18 protein-coding genes are annotated in these 18,465 nt (G+C 70.0%); 13 read left to right on the top strand and 5 right to left on the bottom strand.

Annotation, left to right across the window (positions count from 1 at the left end; translation table 11 throughout):
* Window positions 1-35: 35 nt before the first annotated feature.
* The 4 genes from ACWEIJ_RS22055 (at window position 36) to ACWEIJ_RS22070 (ending at window position 3,918) form a co-directional block, all read left to right on the top strand.
* Window positions 36-1,601 carry a glycerol-3-phosphate dehydrogenase/oxidase gene (locus ACWEIJ_RS22055; RefSeq protein ID WP_449839073.1) on the top strand — a complete coding sequence of 522 codons (1,566 nt, stop codon included), beginning with the start codon at window positions 36-38 and terminating at the stop codon, window positions 1,599-1,601.
* Window position 1,602: 1 nt separating this feature from the next.
* Window positions 1,603-1,908 (top strand): hypothetical protein, encoded by a 306-nt coding sequence (locus ACWEIJ_RS22060; protein ID WP_449839074.1) that lies wholly within the window; start codon window positions 1,603-1,605, stop codon window positions 1,906-1,908.
* A gap of 102 nt (window positions 1,909-2,010) precedes the next feature.
* Window positions 2,011-2,943, top strand: a complete 933-nt coding sequence (locus ACWEIJ_RS22065) for a glycoside hydrolase family 6 protein (protein ID WP_449839075.1) — start codon at window positions 2,011-2,013, stop codon at window positions 2,941-2,943.
* Between the two features lie 69 nt (window positions 2,944-3,012).
* The gene (locus ACWEIJ_RS22070) at window positions 3,013-3,918 is read left to right on the top strand and encodes a lysyl endopeptidase (protein WP_449839076.1); all 906 of its coding nucleotides are present in this window, start codon (window positions 3,013-3,015) and stop codon (window positions 3,916-3,918) included.
* Window positions 3,919-3,962: 44 nt separating this feature from the next.
* Here ACWEIJ_RS22070 and ACWEIJ_RS22075 read toward each other — a convergent pair whose 3' ends face one another.
* Window positions 3,963-4,364 (bottom strand): SsgA family sporulation/cell division regulator, encoded by a 402-nt coding sequence (locus ACWEIJ_RS22075; RefSeq protein WP_449839077.1) that lies wholly within the window; start codon window positions 4,362-4,364, stop codon window positions 3,963-3,965.
* Window positions 4,365-4,463: 99 nt separating this feature from the next.
* The gene (locus ACWEIJ_RS22080; protein WP_449839078.1) at window positions 4,464-5,405 is read right to left on the bottom strand and encodes a pirin family protein; all 942 of its coding nucleotides are present in this window, start codon (window positions 5,403-5,405) and stop codon (window positions 4,464-4,466) included.
* An 80-nt stretch (window positions 5,406-5,485) separates the two neighbouring features.
* Here ACWEIJ_RS22080 and ACWEIJ_RS22085 point away from each other — a divergent pair, with 80 nt between their 5' ends.
* Genes ACWEIJ_RS22085 through ACWEIJ_RS22100 form a run of 4 tightly spaced genes read left to right on the top strand, consistent with a single transcriptional unit; the run spans window position 5,486 to window position 9,086 of the window.
* On the top strand, window positions 5,486-6,868 hold the full coding sequence (locus tag ACWEIJ_RS22085) for a ferredoxin reductase family protein (protein ID WP_449839079.1): 1,383 nt from the start codon (window positions 5,486-5,488) through the stop codon (window positions 6,866-6,868).
* Between the two features lie 4 nt (window positions 6,869-6,872).
* A complete protein-coding gene (locus ACWEIJ_RS22090; RefSeq protein WP_449839080.1) occupies window positions 6,873-7,280 on the top strand; it encodes an FMN-binding protein in 408 nt (135 codons plus the stop codon).
* A gap of 19 nt (window positions 7,281-7,299) precedes the next feature.
* Complete coding sequence (zapE, locus tag ACWEIJ_RS22095; RefSeq protein WP_449839081.1) at window positions 7,300-8,250, top strand: cell division protein ZapE; 951 nt, start codon at window positions 7,300-7,302, stop codon at window positions 8,248-8,250.
* Window positions 8,251-8,306: 56 nt separating this feature from the next.
* Entirely contained in the window at window positions 8,307-9,086 is a 780-nt protein-coding gene (locus ACWEIJ_RS22100; protein WP_449839082.1) for an ion transporter, read from the top strand.
* A 61-nt stretch (window positions 9,087-9,147) separates the two neighbouring features.
* Here the strand turns inward: ACWEIJ_RS22100 and ACWEIJ_RS22105 are convergent, their stop codons facing one another.
* Complete coding sequence (locus ACWEIJ_RS22105) at window positions 9,148-11,997, bottom strand: right-handed parallel beta-helix repeat-containing protein (protein WP_449839083.1); 2,850 nt, start codon at window positions 11,995-11,997, stop codon at window positions 9,148-9,150.
* Between the two features lie 379 nt (window positions 11,998-12,376).
* Here ACWEIJ_RS22105 and ACWEIJ_RS22110 point away from each other — a divergent pair, with 379 nt between their 5' ends.
* The 4 genes from ACWEIJ_RS22110 to ACWEIJ_RS22125 all read left to right on the top strand — a co-directional run bounded on the left by ACWEIJ_RS22110 (window position 12,377) and on the right by ACWEIJ_RS22125 (window position 15,183).
* Window positions 12,377-13,231: a geranyl diphosphate 2-C-methyltransferase gene (locus ACWEIJ_RS22110; protein ID WP_449839084.1), complete on the top strand. Its 855-nt coding sequence runs from the start codon at window positions 12,377-12,379 to the stop codon at window positions 13,229-13,231.
* On the top strand, window positions 13,231-14,295 hold the full coding sequence (locus ACWEIJ_RS22115) for a family 2 encapsulin nanocompartment cargo protein terpene cyclase (protein ID WP_449839085.1): 1,065 nt from the start codon (window positions 13,231-13,233) through the stop codon (window positions 14,293-14,295). Before ACWEIJ_RS22110 ends, ACWEIJ_RS22115 begins: the two co-directional genes overlap by 1 nt.
* Before the next feature lie 273 nt (window positions 14,296-14,568).
* Window positions 14,569-14,745 carry a hypothetical protein gene (locus ACWEIJ_RS22120; protein WP_355450118.1) on the top strand — a complete coding sequence of 59 codons (177 nt, stop codon included), beginning with the start codon at window positions 14,569-14,571 and terminating at the stop codon, window positions 14,743-14,745.
* Between the two features lie 90 nt (window positions 14,746-14,835).
* Complete coding sequence (locus tag ACWEIJ_RS22125; RefSeq protein ID WP_449839086.1) at window positions 14,836-15,183, top strand: hypothetical protein; 348 nt, start codon at window positions 14,836-14,838, stop codon at window positions 15,181-15,183.
* A 66-nt stretch (window positions 15,184-15,249) separates the two neighbouring features.
* Here the strand turns inward: ACWEIJ_RS22125 and ACWEIJ_RS22130 are convergent, their stop codons facing one another.
* On the bottom strand, window positions 15,250-16,710 hold the full coding sequence (locus ACWEIJ_RS22130) for an aminotransferase class I/II-fold pyridoxal phosphate-dependent enzyme (protein WP_449839087.1): 1,461 nt from the start codon (window positions 16,708-16,710) through the stop codon (window positions 15,250-15,252).
* Between the two features lie 36 nt (window positions 16,711-16,746).
* Window positions 16,747-17,424 carry an AfsR/SARP family transcriptional regulator gene (locus ACWEIJ_RS22135; RefSeq protein ID WP_449839088.1) on the bottom strand — a complete coding sequence of 226 codons (678 nt, stop codon included), beginning with the start codon at window positions 17,422-17,424 and terminating at the stop codon, window positions 16,747-16,749.
* A gap of 167 nt (window positions 17,425-17,591) precedes the next feature.
* Between ACWEIJ_RS22135 and ACWEIJ_RS22140 the strand changes: the two genes are divergently transcribed.
* Window positions 17,592-18,455, top strand: a complete 864-nt coding sequence (locus tag ACWEIJ_RS22140; RefSeq protein WP_449839089.1) for a manganese catalase family protein — start codon at window positions 17,592-17,594, stop codon at window positions 18,453-18,455.
* The last annotated feature ends 10 nt before the right edge of the window (window positions 18,456-18,465 follow it).

Raw genomic sequence — 18,465 nt, forward strand, 5'->3', positions numbered from 1 at the left:
TCGCGAGGCTGGATCCGGCTCGGCGTGCTGACTCGGTGCGTTCGTTGGGCTCCGCGGAGTTCGACGTGCTCGTGGTCGGAGGTGGTGTGGTCGGCGCGGGCGCTGCTCTGGACGCCGCGTCGAGAGGCCTCTCCGTCGCGCTGGTCGAGGCACACGACTGGGCGGCGGGCACGTCGAGCCGGTCCAGCAAGCTCGTCCACGGCGGGCTGCGGTACCTGGAGCAGCTGGAGTTCAAGCTGGTCCGGGAGGCTCTGAAGGAACGCGGACTGCTGTTGCGCCGGCTCGCACCCCACCTGGTGCGGCCGGTGCCGTTCCTCTTCCCGCTGGAGAAGCAGTGGGAACGCGCCTACGTCGGCGCGGGTGTGCTGCTGTACGACACGATGGGTGGGGCCGGTGCGGTGCCGATGCACCGGCACCTGTCCCGCACCCGGATGGCTCAGGTCGGGCCGTCGCTCGCCGTCGAGAAGTTCGCCGGCGCGATCCGGTACTACGACGCGCAGATGGACGACGCCCGGCTGGTCCTGACGCTCGTGCGCACCGCGGCCCAGCACGGCGCCACCGTGGTGTCGCGGGCTCGGGTGACCTCGCTGGTGCGGTCCGGTGGCCGGGTCTCCGGCGCGCTGGTCGAGGTCGACGGCCAGACGGTCGAGGTGCGCGCGAAGCGGGTGATCAGCGCGACCGGCGTGTGGACCGACTCGCTGAACTCGATGTCGCCCGGCACTCCGCCGTTCCACGTGCGGATGTCCAAGGGCGTGCACGTGCTCGTCGACCGCTCGAAGATCGACCTGGACGGCGGGCTGATCACGCGGACCGAGAAGTCGGTGCTGTTCGTGATCCCGTGGGGCGCCTACTGGATCATCGGCACGACGGACACGCCCTACGACGGCGATCCCGCTGCCGTCACCGCCACTTCCGAAGACGTTTCCTACATCATCGACCACGTCAACGCCGTGCTGCGGTCCCCGCTGTCGGTCGACGACGTCGTCGGCACGTACGCGGGTCTGCGGCCGCTGCTCGACGGCGCGTCCGGCGACACCGCGAAGCTGTCCCGGGAACACGCGGTGGCCGAGCCGGAACCGGGCTTCTTCGTGATCGCCGGTGGCAAGTACACGACCTACCGGGTGATGGCCGCGGACGTGGTGAACTCGGCGGTGGCGGGCCTGGGCAAGGCCGTCGCCCCGTCGCTGACCGCGAAGCTGCCGTTGTGCGGTGCGGTCGGCTACCACGAGCTGTGGGCGGACCGGGCTCGAGTCGCCGCCGAGTCCGGCCTGCCCACGTCCACTGTGGAGCGTCTGCTGCGGCGCTACGGCTCCGCGGTCTCGGACGTGCTGGCGCTGATCGCCCAGGACGCCCTGCTCGCCACGCCGGTGGCCGGGTACCTGGCGGCCGAGATCGTCTACGCGGTCACGCACGAGGGCGCCCTCGGGCTGGACGACGTCCTGGCGCGGCGGACCCGGATCGCCGTGGAGCACCTCGACTTCGGCGCTTCGGTGGCGGGTCAGGTCGCCGACCTGATCGCCAAGCCGCTGGGGTGGTCGGTCGCCGAACGCGATGCGGCGGTCGAGGCCTACCGGACCAGTCGTGAGTTGGCGGCGAGATGAGATGGACAGCGCGGAGCTGATCGAGAGGCTGCGGCGGGAAGGCGGCTTTCGCCTGTTACCGCTGCTGGGGAACACCGGGCAGGTCGCAGGGGTGCACCTGACCCGGTTCCTGCCCGGTGGGCACCTCGACGTGATCCAGGCGTGGGACGAGCGGTGGGCGGCCTACGCGAGACTGCCCGACGCGCTGGACGCCCGGACGCCGTTCCTCGGGCCGGTCGGCGGCGGGGTGGTGCGCAGCGGGCCGTTCGCCAGGATCGTCGCCCCGCTGCTGCCGCTGCAGTCCGGAATCGTCGGTGGTGCCGAGTAGGTTGGGATGCAGGGGTTCCCAGCTCGGGGGTACCCCTGCGTGAGCCTGCCGGTTCGGCCTCGACTTACCGCCCCTTAGGCGCCCCGGCCCACCCTCGAAGCCATGATGAGAGCACTCGCGCTGGCCCTGCTGGCCGTCGTGGCGACCGCCCCGGCCGCGCACGCCGCCAGTCCCCTCAGCCTGACCGACGGCTTCTACGTCGACCCGGACTCCAACCCCGCCGTGTGGGTGCGCGACCACGCCGCCGACGGTCGCCGGCCCGCGATCAAGGCGAGCATCTCCGCGAAACCGATGGCCCGCTGGTTCGGCAACTGGAGCGGCGACATCAAGGCGGCCGTGAGCGGCTACGTGGGCAGGACGGGCTCGAAGCTGCCGGTTCTCGTCGCCTACAACATCCCCGGCCGGGACGCGTGCGGCGGCCACTCCGGTGGCGGCGCGGGCACGCCGGAGGCCTACCGGGCGTGGATCTCCAAGTTCGCCGAGGGCATCGGCACGCGTCCGGCCGTCGTGATCGTCGAACCGGACTCGCTGGCGGACTTCAACTGCCTCGACGACGCCAAGATCGCCGAACGCACCGCGATGATCAGGTACGCCACCGAGCAGCTCAAGGCCAAGGCGCCCAACACGTGGGCCTACCTCGACGCGGGCAACGCCCAGTGGATTCCCGCGAACACCATGGCCACCCGCCTGGACAACGCCGGCGTGCGCAACGTCCGCGGCTTCTCGCTCAACGTGTCGAACTACCACACCACGGCCGCCTCCACGACCTACGGCAACGACGTGAACGCGAGCTTCGCGGGCTTCACCAAGCCGTTCGTGATCGACACCAGCCGCAACGGCAACGGCCACAACGGTGAGTGGTGCAACCCCGGCGGCCGCAAGCTCGGCACTCCGGCCCGCACCGGCGGTGGCGCGGAGATGCTGCTGTGGATCAAGGTGCCCGGCGACTCCGACGGCAAGTGCGGCAAGGCGCCCAACGTGGAGGCGGGCAAGTTCGACCCGCAGCTCGCCTACGACCTCATCTACGGCTACTAGCGACTTGGGGGCTTGATCACGGCGTTATGGTGAGGGAGCAGGCCGCCGCCTGACGAAGGGACATTCGTGATGAGGCGGCCCCTGCTTCCCGCTCTCCTCGCAACCGTGCTGGCCCTGTGCGGCCTGATGGCACTCGACCCCGCTCCCGCCGCGGCGCAGCAGTCGCCGCGGTCGGCGGTCTACGGCGGCGGCCCGTTCTACGCCGACGGCCAGGCCGTGATGAACACCCTGCGCGCCTCCGGGTTCACCACCGTGATCCTCTGGAGCATCCACGTCCACCCCAACGGCGACCTGTACTACAACGACGTCCTGATCGTGCGGAACGGCCGCTACGTCGGCGACGCCGGCTGGCCCGCGCGGCTGCGGACGCTCAAGCAGGCACCGACGTCGGTCAACCGGATCGAGGTGTCGATCGGCGCCTGGGCGGTGCCGGACTGGGAGAACATCGCCGCACTGGTCAACTCCCAGGGCACCGGCTCGTCGAGCATCCTGCACCGCAACTTCCAGGCGCTGAAGACCGCCACCGGCGCCGACGCGATCAACAACGACGACGAGTCGTTCTACCAGGTCGCGCCGACCGCGGCGTTCGCCCGCATGGCGGTCGGACTCGGGTACTCGAAGTTCACCTTCGCCCCGTACACGAACCAGTCGTTCTGGGCGGGGCTGAAGAACAACCTCGGCAGCGCGGTGGTCGACCGCGTGTACCTGCAGGGGTACGCGGGTGGTTCCGGCAACGACCCGGCCACGTGGAACCAGGCGCTCGGCATGAAGGTGGATCCGGGGCTGTGGAGCAGGCACGGATCCGGGTGCACGGCGGGTGACTCGCCCGCGACCGTGCAGAGCAAGATGCGGTCGTGGCACAGCTCGGCCGGCATCGTCGGTGGCTTCATGTGGCTGTACGACGACATGAAGGCGTGCTCCGCACAGGGGACCGCGGCCGCGTATGCGAGCGCGATCCGCAACGGCGTGAGCTGATCGGGGTGCCTGGCCCCGCGCGGGTCAGGCACTTCCGCGAGCCGTCAGTCGAGCAGCTTGCGCAGTTCGGCGTCGAAGTCGACGTAGTCGTTCTCGTGCCCGGGGGCGACCACGTCGTAGGTGGAGTTCAGGAACTCCTGCAGCTCGGACGAGCTCACGTGGAAGACCGCGCGCGAGACGTCGGACTGCAGTTCGAGAACGGCGGTCGTGGAGTTGTGCGGACGCAGCCGCACGTCACCCGCGCCGCTGGTGGTGAGCAGGCCGTCGGCGAGCAGGTCGCGGCTGACCAGCCACACCGTCTCCTGGCGTCCCATGCGGAACGTCATGCTCACGGCGTGCGGGTCGTCGGCGCGGTAGCCGAGCTCGACCTCGACCGGCATGGGGCGCCCGGACGGGGCGATGAAGGCGAAGACGGACTCGGCGCCCACTCGTGTCACGTTCGTCATGCCCCCTTAGACGCGCGGCAACCTTCGTGGATGCCTCGCTCAGGAAAAGCGATCGGAACGTGATTTTCAACAGTCCTGAAGTATGACTTTTGACATCGGTCACGCCGGGTTGCCGCGCGGACGCAGACGGCCACCGGGAAGCGGTGGCGCGGGCAGCCGGGCGCCGTCGTAGCCCTCCACCCGGCCGAACCTTTCGGTCTCAGCCTGCCATTCGTCTCGACAGGCGACGATCTCGTCGTGAGTGCGTCCTACGAAGTTCCACCACATGACGATCTCTTCGCCGAACGGCACGCCGCCGAGCAGCACAACCCTTGCGCCGTCCCGGGTTGAGAGCGTCAGCGTGGTGTGGCCGGTACCCGCGTAGCCCAGCGCGCCGGGGGCGAGAGCGGTCTCCTGGAACGTCACGTCGCCGGTGTCGAGCAGGACGCCGTGCTCGAAGTCGCGGCGGACGGCGAGTTCGACGGTTGCCCCTTCGGGCAGAACCAGCTCCGCGCCGAGCAGCGGAGTGAACGTCGTCACAGGTGAGGTCGAGCCGGCCAGCGAGCCGAGGAACACCCGGACCTCCGCGCCGCCGACGTGGACGGTCGGCGGGACGTGGTGCTGGAAGTCGCGCGGGGCGTCGCGGTGGGCGTCGGGGAGTGCGAGCCACAGCTGGACGCCGTGCAGGACGGTGGACGACGGGGTCGACACCTCGGAGTGCGCGATGCCGCGGCCGCCGGTCATCAGGTTCAGCTCACCCGGCCGCACGAACGCGTGCACGCCGTGGCTGTCGCGGTGCTCGATCTCGCCGGTGAACAGCCAGCTCACGGTCTGCAGGCCGGTGTGCGGGTGCGGGGCGACGTCCATGCGCACCTCGTCCGGGCCGTAGTGGTCGCAGAAGCACCACGCGCCGATGAACGACCGCTGCTTCTGCGGCAACGTCCGGCGCACCGACATCGCGCGCGGGCCACCCAGCGGAACGTCGCGCGGGTGCAGGACCTCCACGGTTCCCGGCGCGGACGTGCACGTCACCTCTGCGGGCTCGGCCTCGACGTTGCTCACGCCGGTGATCGTAGGCGCGGTTCAGCTGACTCACAGCTGACTCTTCCGGTGTCTTCAGGCTGGTCGCCGAGGATGACCGCATGACAGCGACACTCACGCCCGCTTCGCCGGTCGTGCGAAGACGCCCGCTCGACGGCGGGCTGCGCGTCGGCGCCACCGCGGTGCTGTGGGCCGGGTTGCTGCTGGTCACGTACTGGTGGGCGGCCGGAGGCGGGATCACCGACCTCGGCGGCGCGGAGACCGCGCTGAACTCGCTCGGCCGGCTCACCGGGCTGGTCGGGTCCGACCTGCTGCTCGTCCAGGTCCTGCTGATGGCGCGGCTGCCCGTGCTGGAGCGGGCGTTCGGGCAGGACCGGCTGGTCGCGGTGCACCGGGTCGTCGGCTTCACGTCGTTCAACCTCGTGCTGGCCCACCTGGTGCTGATCACGTGGGGCTACGCGGCGGGCGACCTCACCGCGACGCCCGCGGAGTTCTGGGACCTCGTGACCGGCTACCCGGCGATGCTGCTCGCGCTCGCCGGCACCGCGTGCCTCGTGCTGACGGCCGTCACCAGCGTCAAGGCGGCGCGGGCACGGCTGCGGTACGAGTCGTGGCACCTGCTGCACCTCTACGGCTACCTCGGCGTCGGCCTGGCTCTGCCGCACCAGCTGTGGACCGGCCAGGAGTTCCTCACCTCGACGGCCGCGACGATCTACTGGTGGAGCCTGTGGGCGGCCGCAGCAGCCGCCGTCCTGGTGTGGCGGATCGGGCTGCCGTTGTGGCGCAACGCCCGGCACCGGCTGCGGGTGACCGCGGTCGTGCCCGAGGGCGACGGTGTCGTCTCGGTCCACCTGACCGGGCGCCACCTGGACCGGCTGCCCGTGCGGGCGGGGCAGTTCCTCGGCTGGCGGTTCCTGGGCCGGCCCGGCTGGACCCGCGCCAACCCGTACTCGCTGTCCGCCGCGCCCGACGGCCGCGGCCTGCGGATCACCGTGAAGACGCTCGGCGACGGCAGCGCCGCCGTGCGCGGGCTGCGCGCCGGCACCCCGGTGCTGTTCGAGGGCCCGTTCGGCCGCCTCACCGACCAGGTCCGCACCCGGCGCGGGATCGCGTTGATCGGGGCCGGGGTGGGCATGGCGCCGCTGCGCGCACTCGCGGAAGGGCTCGACTACGCGCCCGGCGAGGCGGTGCTGCTGCACCGCTTCGCCACCCACCCGCTGTTCGCCGCCGAACTGAACGCCCTCGTCCGCGGCCGCGGCCTGCGCGTCGTCGACCTGCCCGGTCACCGCCGGTCGTCCGCCTCGTGGCTGGGCGAAGGGGTGCCGGTCGACGACGTGACCGCGCTGCGTCACCTGGTGCCCGACATCGCCGACCGCGACGTCTACGTCTGCGGTCCGTCGCCGTGGGCGGAGTCGGTGCGCCGCGCCGCGACCGCGGCGGGCGTGCCGGGCGAACGCATCCACGTCGAGGAGTTCAGGTGGTGACCCGGTGACGCGCATTCTCGTGTGGCTGGCGGGCACGGCGACCGCGCTGGTGCTGCTGTTCGGTTACCGCACGTCGTTGTCCGGCCCGATGGCCACCACCGCCGCCGCGGCGCCGACCGGGGCCCCGGCGAGCGGTTCGGGCAAGGTGACCGGCCCGGCGGTGGACACGCGCTGGGGGCCGGTGCAGGTCGAGATCACCCTGGACGGCGGGAAGATCACCGCGGTGACCGTGCCGCGCTACCCGGACGGCAACCGCAGGGACCAGCAGATCAACGACCGCGCGCTGCCGATCCTGGTGCGGGAGACGCTGGACGCGCAGAGCGCCGACATCGACACCGTCAGCGGCGCCACCGTGACGAGTGAGGGATATCTCCAGTCCCTTCAGGCCGCATTGGACCAGGCGGGCAAGTGATCTTCGTAGACTCGTGCAGGTGGATCTTCGCGCCAGTCTGCTCGCCCGCGCGTCGGGCAGCGGCTACAACTTGGACTCGGCGCAGCTGCGGGCGATCGACCGGCTGGCCGGGCTGGGGGAGCGGCGCCGCGGCGTCTACCTGCACGGCCCGGTCGGCCGGGGCAAGAGCTTCCTCGCGGACGCGTTCTTCGACGTGCTGCCGGTGCGCGGGAAGCGGCGCGTGCACTTCCACTCCTTCTTCCAGGAGCTGCACGCGCGCATCTCGTCACGGTTGCACGAGCGCGGTGCGGTGAAGAAGGCCGTCGACGAGCTGATCGGCCGCTGCGACGTGCTGGCGTTCGACGAGTTCCACCTGCACGACGTGGGCGACGCGATGTTGATGACCCGCCTGCTCGAAACGCTGAAGGCACGCGGGGTGATGATCGTCGCCACGTCCAACTACCCGCCGGACGGCCTGCTGCCCAACCCGCTCCACCACGACCACTTCCTGCCCGGCATCGCGCTGGTCAAGGAGCTGATGGACACCGTCGAGCTCAACGGCCCCAACGACTACCGGCATCTGCGCGGTCGTCCGCGCTCCCGCTTCGAGACCGGCGGGATCGTCACGCACGCCGAACCGCCGGCGACACCGGTCACCCTCAGCGTCAACGGCCGCGACCTCACCGCGCTCGGCATCGACGACCGCATCTGGTTCGACTTCGGCGACCTGTGCGAGAAGCCGACGTCCACGCAGGACTACCTCGTGCTCGCCGAGCGCCACGACGACTGGGTGATCACGGCGGTGCCGCGGCTGGAGACCTGCGATCGCGAGGCGCAGCAACGGTTCGCGAACGTGGTGGACGTGCTGGTCGACCGCGACGTCCGGCTGACCCTCGTGAGCGACCACCCGCTGCGCGAGATCGTCGGCGGGCAGGCGCTCGACCTCGCCCGCACCGCCAGCCGCCTGGAGTTGATCAACACCTCCGGGTGATCAGCTCGGCGCGCGGCCGGCCGATAGTGCCCTTGTCCCCTGGCGAGGAGTGAGGCATGACGTTGCGCGTCCGCATCGGTGAGGTCGTCGAGAGCACGCGGTTCCAGTGGATGATCATCTGCGTGATCGTCGTCAACGCGATCACGCTGGGGGCCGAGACGTCGGCGTCGATGGTCAAGCGCAACGGTGACCTGCTGAGCGCCATCGACCACCTGGCGCTCGCGATCTTCGTCGCCGAGCTCGCCGCCCGGCTGTACGCGTTCGGCCGGCGGTTCTTCCGCGATCCGTGGAACGTCTTCGACTTCGTCATCGTGGCGGTGGCGCTGCTGCCGGCGGCCGGTCCGCTGTCGGTGCTGCGGTCCATGCGGATCCTGCGGGCGCTGCGGCTCGTGGCGATGGTGCCGAGCATGCGCCGGGTCGTGACGGCACTGGTGAAGTCCGTGCCGGGGCTGATCTCGCTCACCGGTCTGCTGACGTTGCTGCTCTACGTCGGCGGGGTGATCGCGAGCAACCTGTTCGGCGACTCCGGCGACCCGCGGTTCGCCGACCTGGGCTCGACGTTGCTGACGCTGTTCCAGATCACCACCGGCGACGGCTGGTCGGACGTGATGCGCGACCTCATGGTGCACCAGCCGCTCGCGTGGATCTTCTTCCTCTGCTACCTGATGGTCGGCACGTTCACCATGCTCAACCTGTTCATCGCCGTGGTGTGCAGCGCGATGGAGCAGGAGGTCCAGCACGTGCCGGCACCTCGCGCCGCGACGCACGACGACCTGCTGCTGCAGGAGGTGCGCGCGTTGCGGGACGAGGTGCGCGCGTTGCGCCAGGCCGCGTGAGTGACGAGGTCCCGACCGGCGACGCCGCCGTGCACCGATCGGGACCCCTGCAACCCCGTTGTCACGGGGTGACCGGGACGTTCGTCAGGCCCTTCTTCGCGCGGGTGACGGTGTTGGAGGCGTGGACGACGTTCGGTTCGGCCGCGCACTTCGACGCCGACGTGACGTAGACGGCGTACTCGCCGACGTTGCCCAGGTCGGATCTGTTGTCGCGCCAGGTGTTGCCGCAGCCGTTGGCGAACGACGGCGTGGTGCCGGGGTTGTGCGTCTCGTAGCCGTTCCTGAACGTGCCGGGCGAGGTGAAGGTGCCGGTGTTGCCCTCGATCAGGTAGCCGGTGCCCTTCACGTCGACCCACGAGTCCGCGGAGTTCGCGCCGCTGATCCCGGTGCCGTTGAACGTGTTGCCGCGGATCACGCCGCCCCGCGTGCCCTCCTTGACGTCGATGTGCTCGGCGGCGACGTTCGGGCCGATCCTGTTGCCGAGCACCTGCACGCGGTCGGACCGGTCGACGCCACCGGTGTTGCCGTGGCACTTCCAGTTGGAGTTCGCCGAGCCGAGGTAGACGCCCTCGCCGTAGTCCTTCGTGACGACGCCGGTGTCGGTGATCGTCGAGTTCCTGAGCACGCCGTCGGCGGAGGAACGCCGGAAGTGCACGCCCTCCTCGTCGATCTTGCGCACGGTCACGCCGTCGATCGTGACGTGGTGGGAGTTGTCGAGGACGATGCCCTTCTTGGACTCCGCGACCGTGATTCCCCTGATGTTCCAGTACGGCGCGTTGTACAGCCACAGGCCGTAGCCGGGGTCCCAGCCCGCGGTCGGCACCGGGCAGGCCGGCGGTTCACCGGACGGGCCGTCGTTGACCAGCACCGCGGACGACGGGCCGGTCAGCGTGATCGGGCTGCCGGAGGTGCCCGCCTTCTGCGTGATGAACGAACCGCGGTAGGTGCCGGGCGCGAGCTGGATGGTGTCACCCGGCTTAGCGGCGGCCAGTGCGGCCCTCAGCTGGTCCGAAGTGGACACCGGGATCGCGACCTCCGCGCCGGGACCGGCCGGGAGGTTCTTGAGGAACAACGACTTCGCCGAGTCCGTCCGGGAGGCGTCGACGCCGTGGCCGCCGGTGTAGTCGCGCTGCTCGTTCTTCGCCCAGTCCGCGATGGGCGTGCCACCGGCGTCGAGGTGCCGGTACGCGGTGCCGTTCCAGCCGAACTGGTAGATCCGCTGCCGGTCGTCGTAGTACGGCAGGTACGGGCCGCCGGTGGCCAGCTGCTTGGTCATGTCGTTGTGGAAGAAGACGTTGCGCGGCCCGGAGGCACCCGACCACTTGATCGCCTTCTGGCCCGCCGCCCACCAGATCGGGAACCAGTTCGAGTCGTCGGGACCGCCGCCGCCCTCCTCACCGCAGTTCGCGCGGCAGTTGCCGGAGCGGTGCGCGTAGGAGACGTGCACCGTGTTGTTCTCGAACAGGTTGTTGCGCTCCCAGCCGCCGTGCAGGTTCAGGTCGGAGTCGAAGTCGTTGCCCACCACCACGTTGCCCGACGCGGACCACTGGAAGGTGAAGTGCCGCAGGTTGCGCGAGGTGTTGCCGGCGTACAGCGAGTCCCACACGCGTGAGCCGCGGAAGTAGCCGTTGCCGCCCTTGCCCTTGTTCCACGAACCGTCGAGGTGGTTGTCGACGATCTGCAGGTTCTTGGCCTCCTCGGTGACGATCGGGTGCGACCCGGTCATCTCCGCGCGGATGCCCCGCACCCACGAGTTCGCCGCCCACTTGAAGACGATGCCGTGCATCTCCGCGTCCGGAGCCATGTTGCCGTAGTTGTCGACGGCCTCGGCGGGGTCGAGGTTCGGCATCGCCTGCGTGAAGCCGAAGTTCTCGAAGCCCACGCCGAGGACCGGGTCCACCAGCGGCGACACCTTGGAGTCGTAGGTCGTCCCGTCGATCGCCGGTGAACCGTCCGAGGTGGAGTTGACGGGGACGTCGAACTCCAGCGGCTTGTCGAGCGTGACCGCCGAGCCGGAGACCGCGGCGACGGTGAAGATCTGCTGCCGCATGTGCATGTTCAGCAACGGCCACTCGGTGCCGGTGGCGAACTGCTGCTCGTAGAACTTGACCGAGTTCGCGGCCCGGACGTTGACGAACATGCCCGGCTTGATGTTGGTGGTGGACTGCACCTGGATGGTCCGGTCACCGGCCTTCGCGGCCGTCTTGACCTTCGCGCCCGCCTTCCAGTGCACGTTGACGGTGCCCTCGAAGATGTCCTTGCGGTTGGCGGGAGCCGACGCGTAGTCGCTCGCGTAGCTGGGGTGCACGCCGCGCGACTGGACCCGGAACAGGCCGCGACCGGGCCACAGCCAGCCGCCCTTGCCCTGCCCGTAGGTCATGCCGTCCTCGTCCCAGTCCGAACCGTCCGGGGTGAGGGCGTCGTAGCGGGTGTTGGCGTCGGGTGTGTAGACGATCTTCGTGGCGGTCGCGCCGGCACCCCTGATGATCAGGTAGTCGGCGTCGACGTGCACCTCCCTGGACACCTTCAGCTCCCCGGCCGGCAGCGTGATGAGGCTCAGCTTCGAATAGCCCGCGGTCGGCGAGCACTGGGTGCGGATCGCGTCGACGGCGGCCTGCAGCCCGGTCGTGTCGTCGGCGGAGTCATTCGGGTGCACGTTGAACTGGGAGGCGAGTTCCGCGGGGGTGATCTGGCAGGCCGCGTCCGGGTTGACGTCATTGTTTCCGGGTAGCGCGCCATTGCCCCGATATCCCGCCTTCGACCAGTCGTAGAGGCCGGAAATGGGGGAACGTCGATTGCCTGACGAGACGTCCAGGCCGGTCAGTGCGGGTGCGGCCGTCGCTGTGGTGACGGGTACCGCGAGTGAACCGATTAAGAGCAGGCTCAGCAGGGGGAGCGAGGTTCGCGTCATCGAAAACCCTCTTCGGCAGGGCGGGGTCTTTTCTTTGTAATCGATGGCCGTGCCGGTGTCAAACATTCACATTCCTGAAATAGGTAATACTGAAATGCTTTTCAATGACACTTCGCGAACGGGGTGCGCATCCGGGGTCTGTGTCCGGCCGACGTGGAATCGTTGTCCTCCTCGTCATCCGGACGGACGTACGAAATCCACGAAAGTGGGGATACCGCAGGGGTTGCGCGGGTGAAGACGCCCACCGTGGTGCGTCATCCGGCGCCCCGTTCGTGGCCGAACCAACGCCTGAACGGCGGATCGCCGCGTGGGCTGAAAGCTGCAAATGTCATTTGCTGTTCGGCAGCGAGCGTTCCAACGAACAGGAGCACCACTGGTCATGGCCAGCCCCACTGTGAAGCCGGTTCTGCGCACCGACTACCAGCGTTCCGTCGCGGACTACTGGAACAGGGAGAAGGACCCGGTCAACATCAAGCTCGGCGAGGTCGACGGGCTGTACCACCACCACTACGGGCTCGGGGCGTACGACCCGGCGGTGCTGGAGGCTCCCGCCGAGGTCCGCGACGAGGCCATCATCGCCGAGATGCACAGGCTGGAGACCGCTCAGGCCGAGGTGCTGCTCGACCACTTCGGTGACATCCCGCTCGGCGGCAGGCTGATGGACGGCGGCTCCGGCCGCGGTGGCACGAGCTTCATGGCCAACGCCCGGTTCGGCTGCCAGGTCGACGGCGTCAGCATCTCCGAGCAGCAGGTGGCGTTCGCGAACGGCCAGGCCGCCGAACGCGGTGTCTCCGACCAGGTGCGGTTCCACTTCAAGAACATGCTCGACACCGGCTTCGAGACCGGTGCGTTCAACGGCATCTGGACCAACGAGACCACGATGTACGTGGACCTGCAGCAGCTGTACGGCGAGTTCGCGCGGCTGATCGCGCCCGGTGGCCGGTACGTCTGCATCACCGGCTGCTACAACGACCTGACCGGTGGGCGTTCGCGGGCGGTCAGCCAGATCGACCAGCACTACATCTGCAACATCCACGCCCGCAGCGAGTACTTCAAGGCGTTGGCGGACAACGGTTTCGTGCCGATCAGCGTGGTCGACCTGACGCCGGAGACCATCCCGTACTGGGAGCTGCGGGCGAAGTCGTCGGTCGCCACCGGCATCGAGGACCCGTTCCTCACCGCCTACAGGGAAGGCAGCTTCCACTACCTGCTGATCGCGGCGGACCGGGTGTGATGAGGGATCTGCTGAACGGGCCGTCCGGGCTGGGCACCTCCGCTGCCCGGCTCGGACGGCCCGAGGCCGTCGGGCTGCCGCCGGAACCCGGTTACGCGGAACGCCCGTGGGGTGACGGCACGGCGCCGCCGCTGTACGTGCCGGTCCTCGAACGCGAGGACGCCCTGCTGGCCGCCGCCGTGGACGAGCGGCTCGTCGCGTGGGCCGCGGACTGCGGTTTCGAGGAGCCGGAACGGTTCCTGGGCGGCCAGTTCGGACGGCTCGCGGTGCTGACCCACGTGGACACCGACGACGTCGAGCAGCTGCTGATCGCCGCCAGGCTCAACGCGGCCTGGTGGGCGGCGGACGACCTGTACGCGGACAGCACCGAGCTGGGCGCGGTGCCCGCCGAGCTGCCGCCGCGGCTGGCGCTCGCGATGGCCGCGATGGACCCGGTCGCGCCCGCGGCCGAGTTCACCGCGGAACTGGAGGAGGTGCTGGCGGCCGACCCGGTGCTCGTGGGCCTGCGGTCGGGCATCGCACACCTCTCGTCGCGCAGCACACCCACTGTGGTGCAACGGGTCTGCTACTCGACGTTCGCGATGTTCGTGTCCTGGAGCGCCTACGCGGCGTGGCGGCACACCGGCAACTACCCGCCGGCGTGGCAGTACCTCGCGACCCGGCAGCACGACACCTTCTACACGTCGATGACCCTGATCGACGCGGTGGGCGGCTACGAGCTGCCCGCGCCGCTGTACTACGACCCGCGCGTGCGGCAGCTGCTGACCGCCGCGGGCACGGCGTCGGTGATCGTGAACGACCTGGTGTCGGTGGAGAAGGACGCCGCCGACGAGAAACCGGTCTGCAACATGGTGCTGCAGATCGCGGCCGACCGGCGGTGCTCGATCGCCGAGGCCGTGGAGAGGACGGTCGAGCTGCACAACCAGTTCGTGCGCGACTTCGAGGCGGGGTGTAAGGAGCTGCTGGCCGTGCCGTCGGTGGAGCTGCACCGGTTCCTGAAGGGCACCAAGGCCTGGATGGGCGGCGGCTTCGAGTGGCACACCACGCACCCGCGCTACCGGTAGGCCACGTGCGGTTGACGTGGCGGGGCGCGGCGTCGACCGGTTGCGGGTGTGCCCGTGGGCGTTGCGCGAGGGGATCATGTTGCGGCACTTGGCAGCTCACGCGCACGGTCGGTGACCTCGCCGCGTCAGCAGCGGACACCGACCGTAAGTCCATTTAGGACAGATGTATCACCCTTATGTTGCAACGGCACAGCGCATGTCCGTGCTGCTCACGGGGTATTCGTTGATCCCAAACCCCGGCTTGCGCCGCTCACACGCGAGGGAGTGGTTGTGATGGCACACGTGCGTCGTCTGGTCGACGTTCACACCGGTGACGAGTTCGATCAACCGGTTCCCTTCGGGCTCGTGTACCCGGTGTGCACAGCGGACGGTGAGGCCCCTCCCAGCCAGCGCGGCCGGACGTGGGAGCACCTGATCGCGAGCGACCGGGAGCTGCGGCCGGTCGTGTGAGCCTCTGGTGGTTTCAGCCCGCCTCGCGTGGGTACTCGGCCCGGCAGGCGTCAAGCAGTCGGCGCGGAGACTCGGCTGTGGAGGCGGGCGATGACACTCGACGACATGTCGCGGCAGCAGCTGCGCGTGACGGTGCTGGAGAAGCTGGACAACGCGGTCTGCACCGCACTCACGAACATCGAGGCGGACGAGGCCCGCAAGGTCCTGAGCGCGGCCGTCGCCGACTGCGCCGCGACTGACGCGGTGGCTCCGCCGCAGGTCCTGGCCTGTGTGGAGGCCGCGGACGAGCACCTGGGGTACGGCGAGCGGATGGAGGCGCGGACCCTGCTGACGGTGGCGCACCGGCTGCTGGCGCGGGTGCCGCGGCCGATGGTGGTGCCGAGTCCGGCCCGGCCCGGCGACGTGACGCTGGAGGCTCGGACGAGGCGCGGCCGCTGAGGTCGATGGCGTGACACCGCAGGCAAGGACTCACCTGGCCTTGCCTGCGGTGAAGCCCGTTTCGGCTCAGGCCTGAGCGGCGGCGCGAGTGCTCACCACGCGCACGCTCTTCAGGTCCGGATCGGCCGGGTCCGGCAGCTCCATCCCGGCCGCGAGCCCGCTGCGCACGTAGTCCAGCACCTCCCGCGTGATCACCTCGCCGGGCAGCACCGCGGGCGCCCCCGGCGGGTACGGCGTGATCATCTCGGCCGAGATCCGGCCTGCCGCCTGCTCGGCCGGCACCTGTTCCACCTCGGCGAAGAACGCGTCGCGCGGCAGCATCGCCGTCTCCAGCTGCAGGTCGGACGGCGAGGGCAGGTCGATCGGCTTGGGGGAGGGCAGGTCGGCCTGCGTCAACGCTCGCAACGCCTCCACCAGCACGTGGGCCGAGCGGTGGTCGTCGGCGTGGGTGAACTGGGCGACGACGCGCCGGTGGTCGGACAGGCCGAGGGTGACGCGCTGGTGCTCGCGCAGCCAGTCGGTGGCCTGGTAGCCGCTGATGTGCAGCCCGGACACGTCGATCACGATCTTCAGCGGGTCGAACGAGTGCACCAGGTCGCCGAACTCCATGACGTGCAGACCCGGCAGCTCGTCGACGGCGGCACGGGTCGACTCTGCCAGCGCCAGTGCTGCGGTCAGCATGGCCTCGCCCTGCTCCACCATGTGCCGGCGCCAGCCGTCGAGGGTCGCGTACACGAGCGAGGTCGGGCTGGTCGTGCCGAGCAGGTCCTCGCGCGCCTTGAGCACCTTCGGGTCGACCAGGTCGCCCTGCAGGTGGAACACGGAGCTCTGCTCGACCGCGGCACCGGACTTGTGCACGCTCGTCACGACCACGTCGGCGCCCGCGTCCATGCCCCACGGCGGCAGGTCGTCGTGGAACGGCAGGTGCGCGCCCCACGCCTCGTCGACGATCAACGGCTTGCCGAACGAGTGGCACACCTCGGCGATCGCGGCGATGTCACCGCACGTGCCGTAGTCGGTCGGCGTCACCAGCAGCATGCCCTTGGCCTCCGGCTCGGCCTCGAACAGCTCGCGCACCTGCTCGGGCGAGGGCGGGTGGGTCAGGTGGCGTTCGGCGTCCCACTGAGGACTGATCCACACGGGACGGACGCCGCTCAGGATCAGGCCCGACACCACGGACTTGTGCGCGTGCCGCGGCACGATCAGCTTCTCGTGCGGACCGGCCACCGACAGCATGGCGCTCTTGACCGACAAAGAACTGCCGCACGTGGAGAAGAACGCGTGCTCGGCGTTGACCGCGTCCGCCATCAGCTCCTGGGCGTGCTCGATGACGCCGCCGCGCATCAACCGGTCGTCGAGGCCGTTGAGCGCGATGACGTCGGCCTCGAACACCTCCTTGCCGAGCACGTCGAGCACGCGGGGGTCGACGCCCCTGCCCTGACGGTGCCCCGGCGGGGTGAACGGCACGTAGCCGCGGTCGCGGAACTGCTGCAACGCTTCCAGCACTGGTGCCCTGCTGTGGTCCATGACGGGGGAGTTGCCAGAACCGCGGCGTCTCGAACATCACCGCAGCAAAGGTCGCACGAGCGCGTGAATGTGCGCGGACGGTTCCAGGCCCAGCTCGGCGCGCAGCCGCGTGCAGTAGCTCTGGTACTGGCGCACGGCCTGCGCCGGGTTGCCGTCGGCCAGGTGCAGCTCGACCAACGTCCGGTGCGCGCTCTCCCGCAGCGGGTCGGTCTGCACGGCGGCGAGCGCGGCCTGATGGGCGTGGTGGTGGTCGCCGCACGAGCGGAACCGGTCGCTGAGCGTCTCCAAGGCGCGCAGCCGGGCCTGCCGCCACCAGTCGCGCTCGGCCTGCACCCACGGCTGCCACCAGCCGGGCAGCAGGTCGGCCTTGAGCATCCCGACGGCGTCCGGACTGGCACCGGGCGAGGCCGCGAACGCGCACGCCCGCCGGAAGTCGACCTCGACGTCGGAACCGAGCGCGAGCGTGTCCTCGTTGACCACGACCAGCGGCTCCGGCGGTTTGACCAGCCGCCACAGCGACGACCGCAGGCACGCGCCGGCCCGCCGGGAGGTCGCGTCCGGCCACAGCAGCGTGGCGGCGACCGGGCGCGGCACCGGTGTGTCGCGCAACGCCAGCAGGGCGAGCAGCCGGCGCGCGCCGGGCACGACGTGGACGGGTGTCCGGTCGCAGTCCAACCGGAAACCGCCGAGCAGCTGGAGGTGCAACCGCGTCATGGCGGCCGAGTGCCCGGTCGTTGCGCACTCACACACCTCGACGACGAAATTGCTCCGTCCTGACCAGCGGCGGTGACGCGGGCGTGTCGACCGCGTGCCTCGGTCGAGCCGTTCGGGTCACGACGACTCCCTAGCTTCGCGGTGAACCCCGAGCAAGGGAGACCGAGATGTTCCTGCACACCAGCAGGTTGCAGTTCGAGGCGAAGCCGGACCGGCCGGACGCGCACTACGCGCGCAAGCTCCAGGAGCTGATCGGCGGCGCCTACGGCGAGATGACCGTGACCATGCAGTACCTCATGCAGGGCTGGAACTGCCGGATGGAGGGCAAGTACAAGGACCTGATCATGGATGTGGCCACCGAGGAGATCGGCCACGTCGAGATGCTCGCGACGATGGTCGCGCGGCTGCTGGAAGGCGCGCCGTCCGAGGTGACCGCGCAGGCGGTGGACGACGACCCGGTGGTCGCCGCGGTGATCGGCGGCATGGACCCGCAGCAGGCGATCGTGAGCGGCGGCGGGCCGACGTTGTCCGACAGCAACGGCGTGCCGTGGAACGGCCGGTACGTCGTCGCGAGCGGCAACCTCATGGCCGACTTCCGCGCGAACGTCGCGGCGGAGGCGCAGGGCAGGCTGCAGACCGCACGGCTCTACAACATGACCGACGACAGCGGTGTCCGCGACATGCTCAAGTTCAACCTCGCCCGCGACACCCTGCACCAGAACCTGTGGCTCGCCGCGATCGAGGAGCTGCAGGAGGACGGCCTCGAAGGCCCGATCGCGCCGAGCGCGCTGTTCGACGAGGAGTACGCCGAGCACGCGAGCGCGATCTGGCACAACTCCGACGGGCCCGCGGGCGTCGAGGGCGGCTGGGCGTCGGGCACCGCACCGGACGGCGTGCACGAGTTCACCTACAACATGAAGGCGGAACCGCTGGGGGACAAGGGCTCCGCGCCCAAACCCGATCCGCTGCTGTACGCGACCAGCCCGGCGAACCTCGGGCTGATCGAGAAGGCCATCCGCAAGCTCACCTGAGGAGGACCGG

The organism is Lentzea sp. NPDC004789 (genome assembly GCF_053601075.1).

Bases quoted from the DNA above. Each gene is read 5' to 3' on its own strand.
- ACWEIJ_RS22060 (WP_449839074.1), top strand. From the start codon at position 1,603: ATGGACAGCGCGGAGCTGATCGAGAGGCTGCGGCGGGAAGGCGGCTTT.
- ACWEIJ_RS22085 (WP_449839079.1), top strand. From the start codon at position 5,486: ATGACAGCGACACTCACGCCCGCTTCGCCGGTCGTGCGAAGACGCCCG.
- ACWEIJ_RS22100 (WP_449839082.1), top strand. From the start codon at position 8,307: ATGACGTTGCGCGTCCGCATCGGTGAGGTCGTCGAGAGCACGCGGTTC.
- ACWEIJ_RS22075 (WP_449839077.1), bottom strand. From the start codon at position 4,364: ATGACGAACGTGACACGAGTGGGCGCCGAGTCCGTCTTCGCCTTCATC.
- ACWEIJ_RS22065 (WP_449839075.1), top strand. From the start codon at position 2,011: ATGATGAGAGCACTCGCGCTGGCCCTGCTGGCCGTCGTGGCGACCGCC.
- ACWEIJ_RS22130 (WP_449839087.1), bottom strand. From the start codon at position 16,710: ATGGACCACAGCAGGGCACCAGTGCTGGAAGCGTTGCAGCAGTTCCGC.
- ACWEIJ_RS22115 (WP_449839085.1), top strand. From the start codon at position 13,231: ATGAGGGATCTGCTGAACGGGCCGTCCGGGCTGGGCACCTCCGCTGCC.
- ACWEIJ_RS22120 (WP_355450118.1), top strand. From the start codon at position 14,569: ATGGCACACGTGCGTCGTCTGGTCGACGTTCACACCGGTGACGAGTTC.
- ACWEIJ_RS22070 (WP_449839076.1), top strand. From the start codon at position 3,013: ATGAGGCGGCCCCTGCTTCCCGCTCTCCTCGCAACCGTGCTGGCCCTG.
- ACWEIJ_RS22135 (WP_449839088.1), bottom strand. From the start codon at position 17,424: ATGACGCGGTTGCACCTCCAGCTGCTCGGCGGTTTCCGGTTGGACTGC.
- ACWEIJ_RS22105 (WP_449839083.1), bottom strand. From the start codon at position 11,997: ATGACGCGAACCTCGCTCCCCCTGCTGAGCCTGCTCTTAATCGGTTCA.
- ACWEIJ_RS22140 (WP_449839089.1), top strand. From the start codon at position 17,592: ATGTTCCTGCACACCAGCAGGTTGCAGTTCGAGGCGAAGCCGGACCGG.
- ACWEIJ_RS22110 (WP_449839084.1), top strand. From the start codon at position 12,377: ATGGCCAGCCCCACTGTGAAGCCGGTTCTGCGCACCGACTACCAGCGT.
- ACWEIJ_RS22125 (WP_449839086.1), top strand. From the start codon at position 14,836: ATGACACTCGACGACATGTCGCGGCAGCAGCTGCGCGTGACGGTGCTG.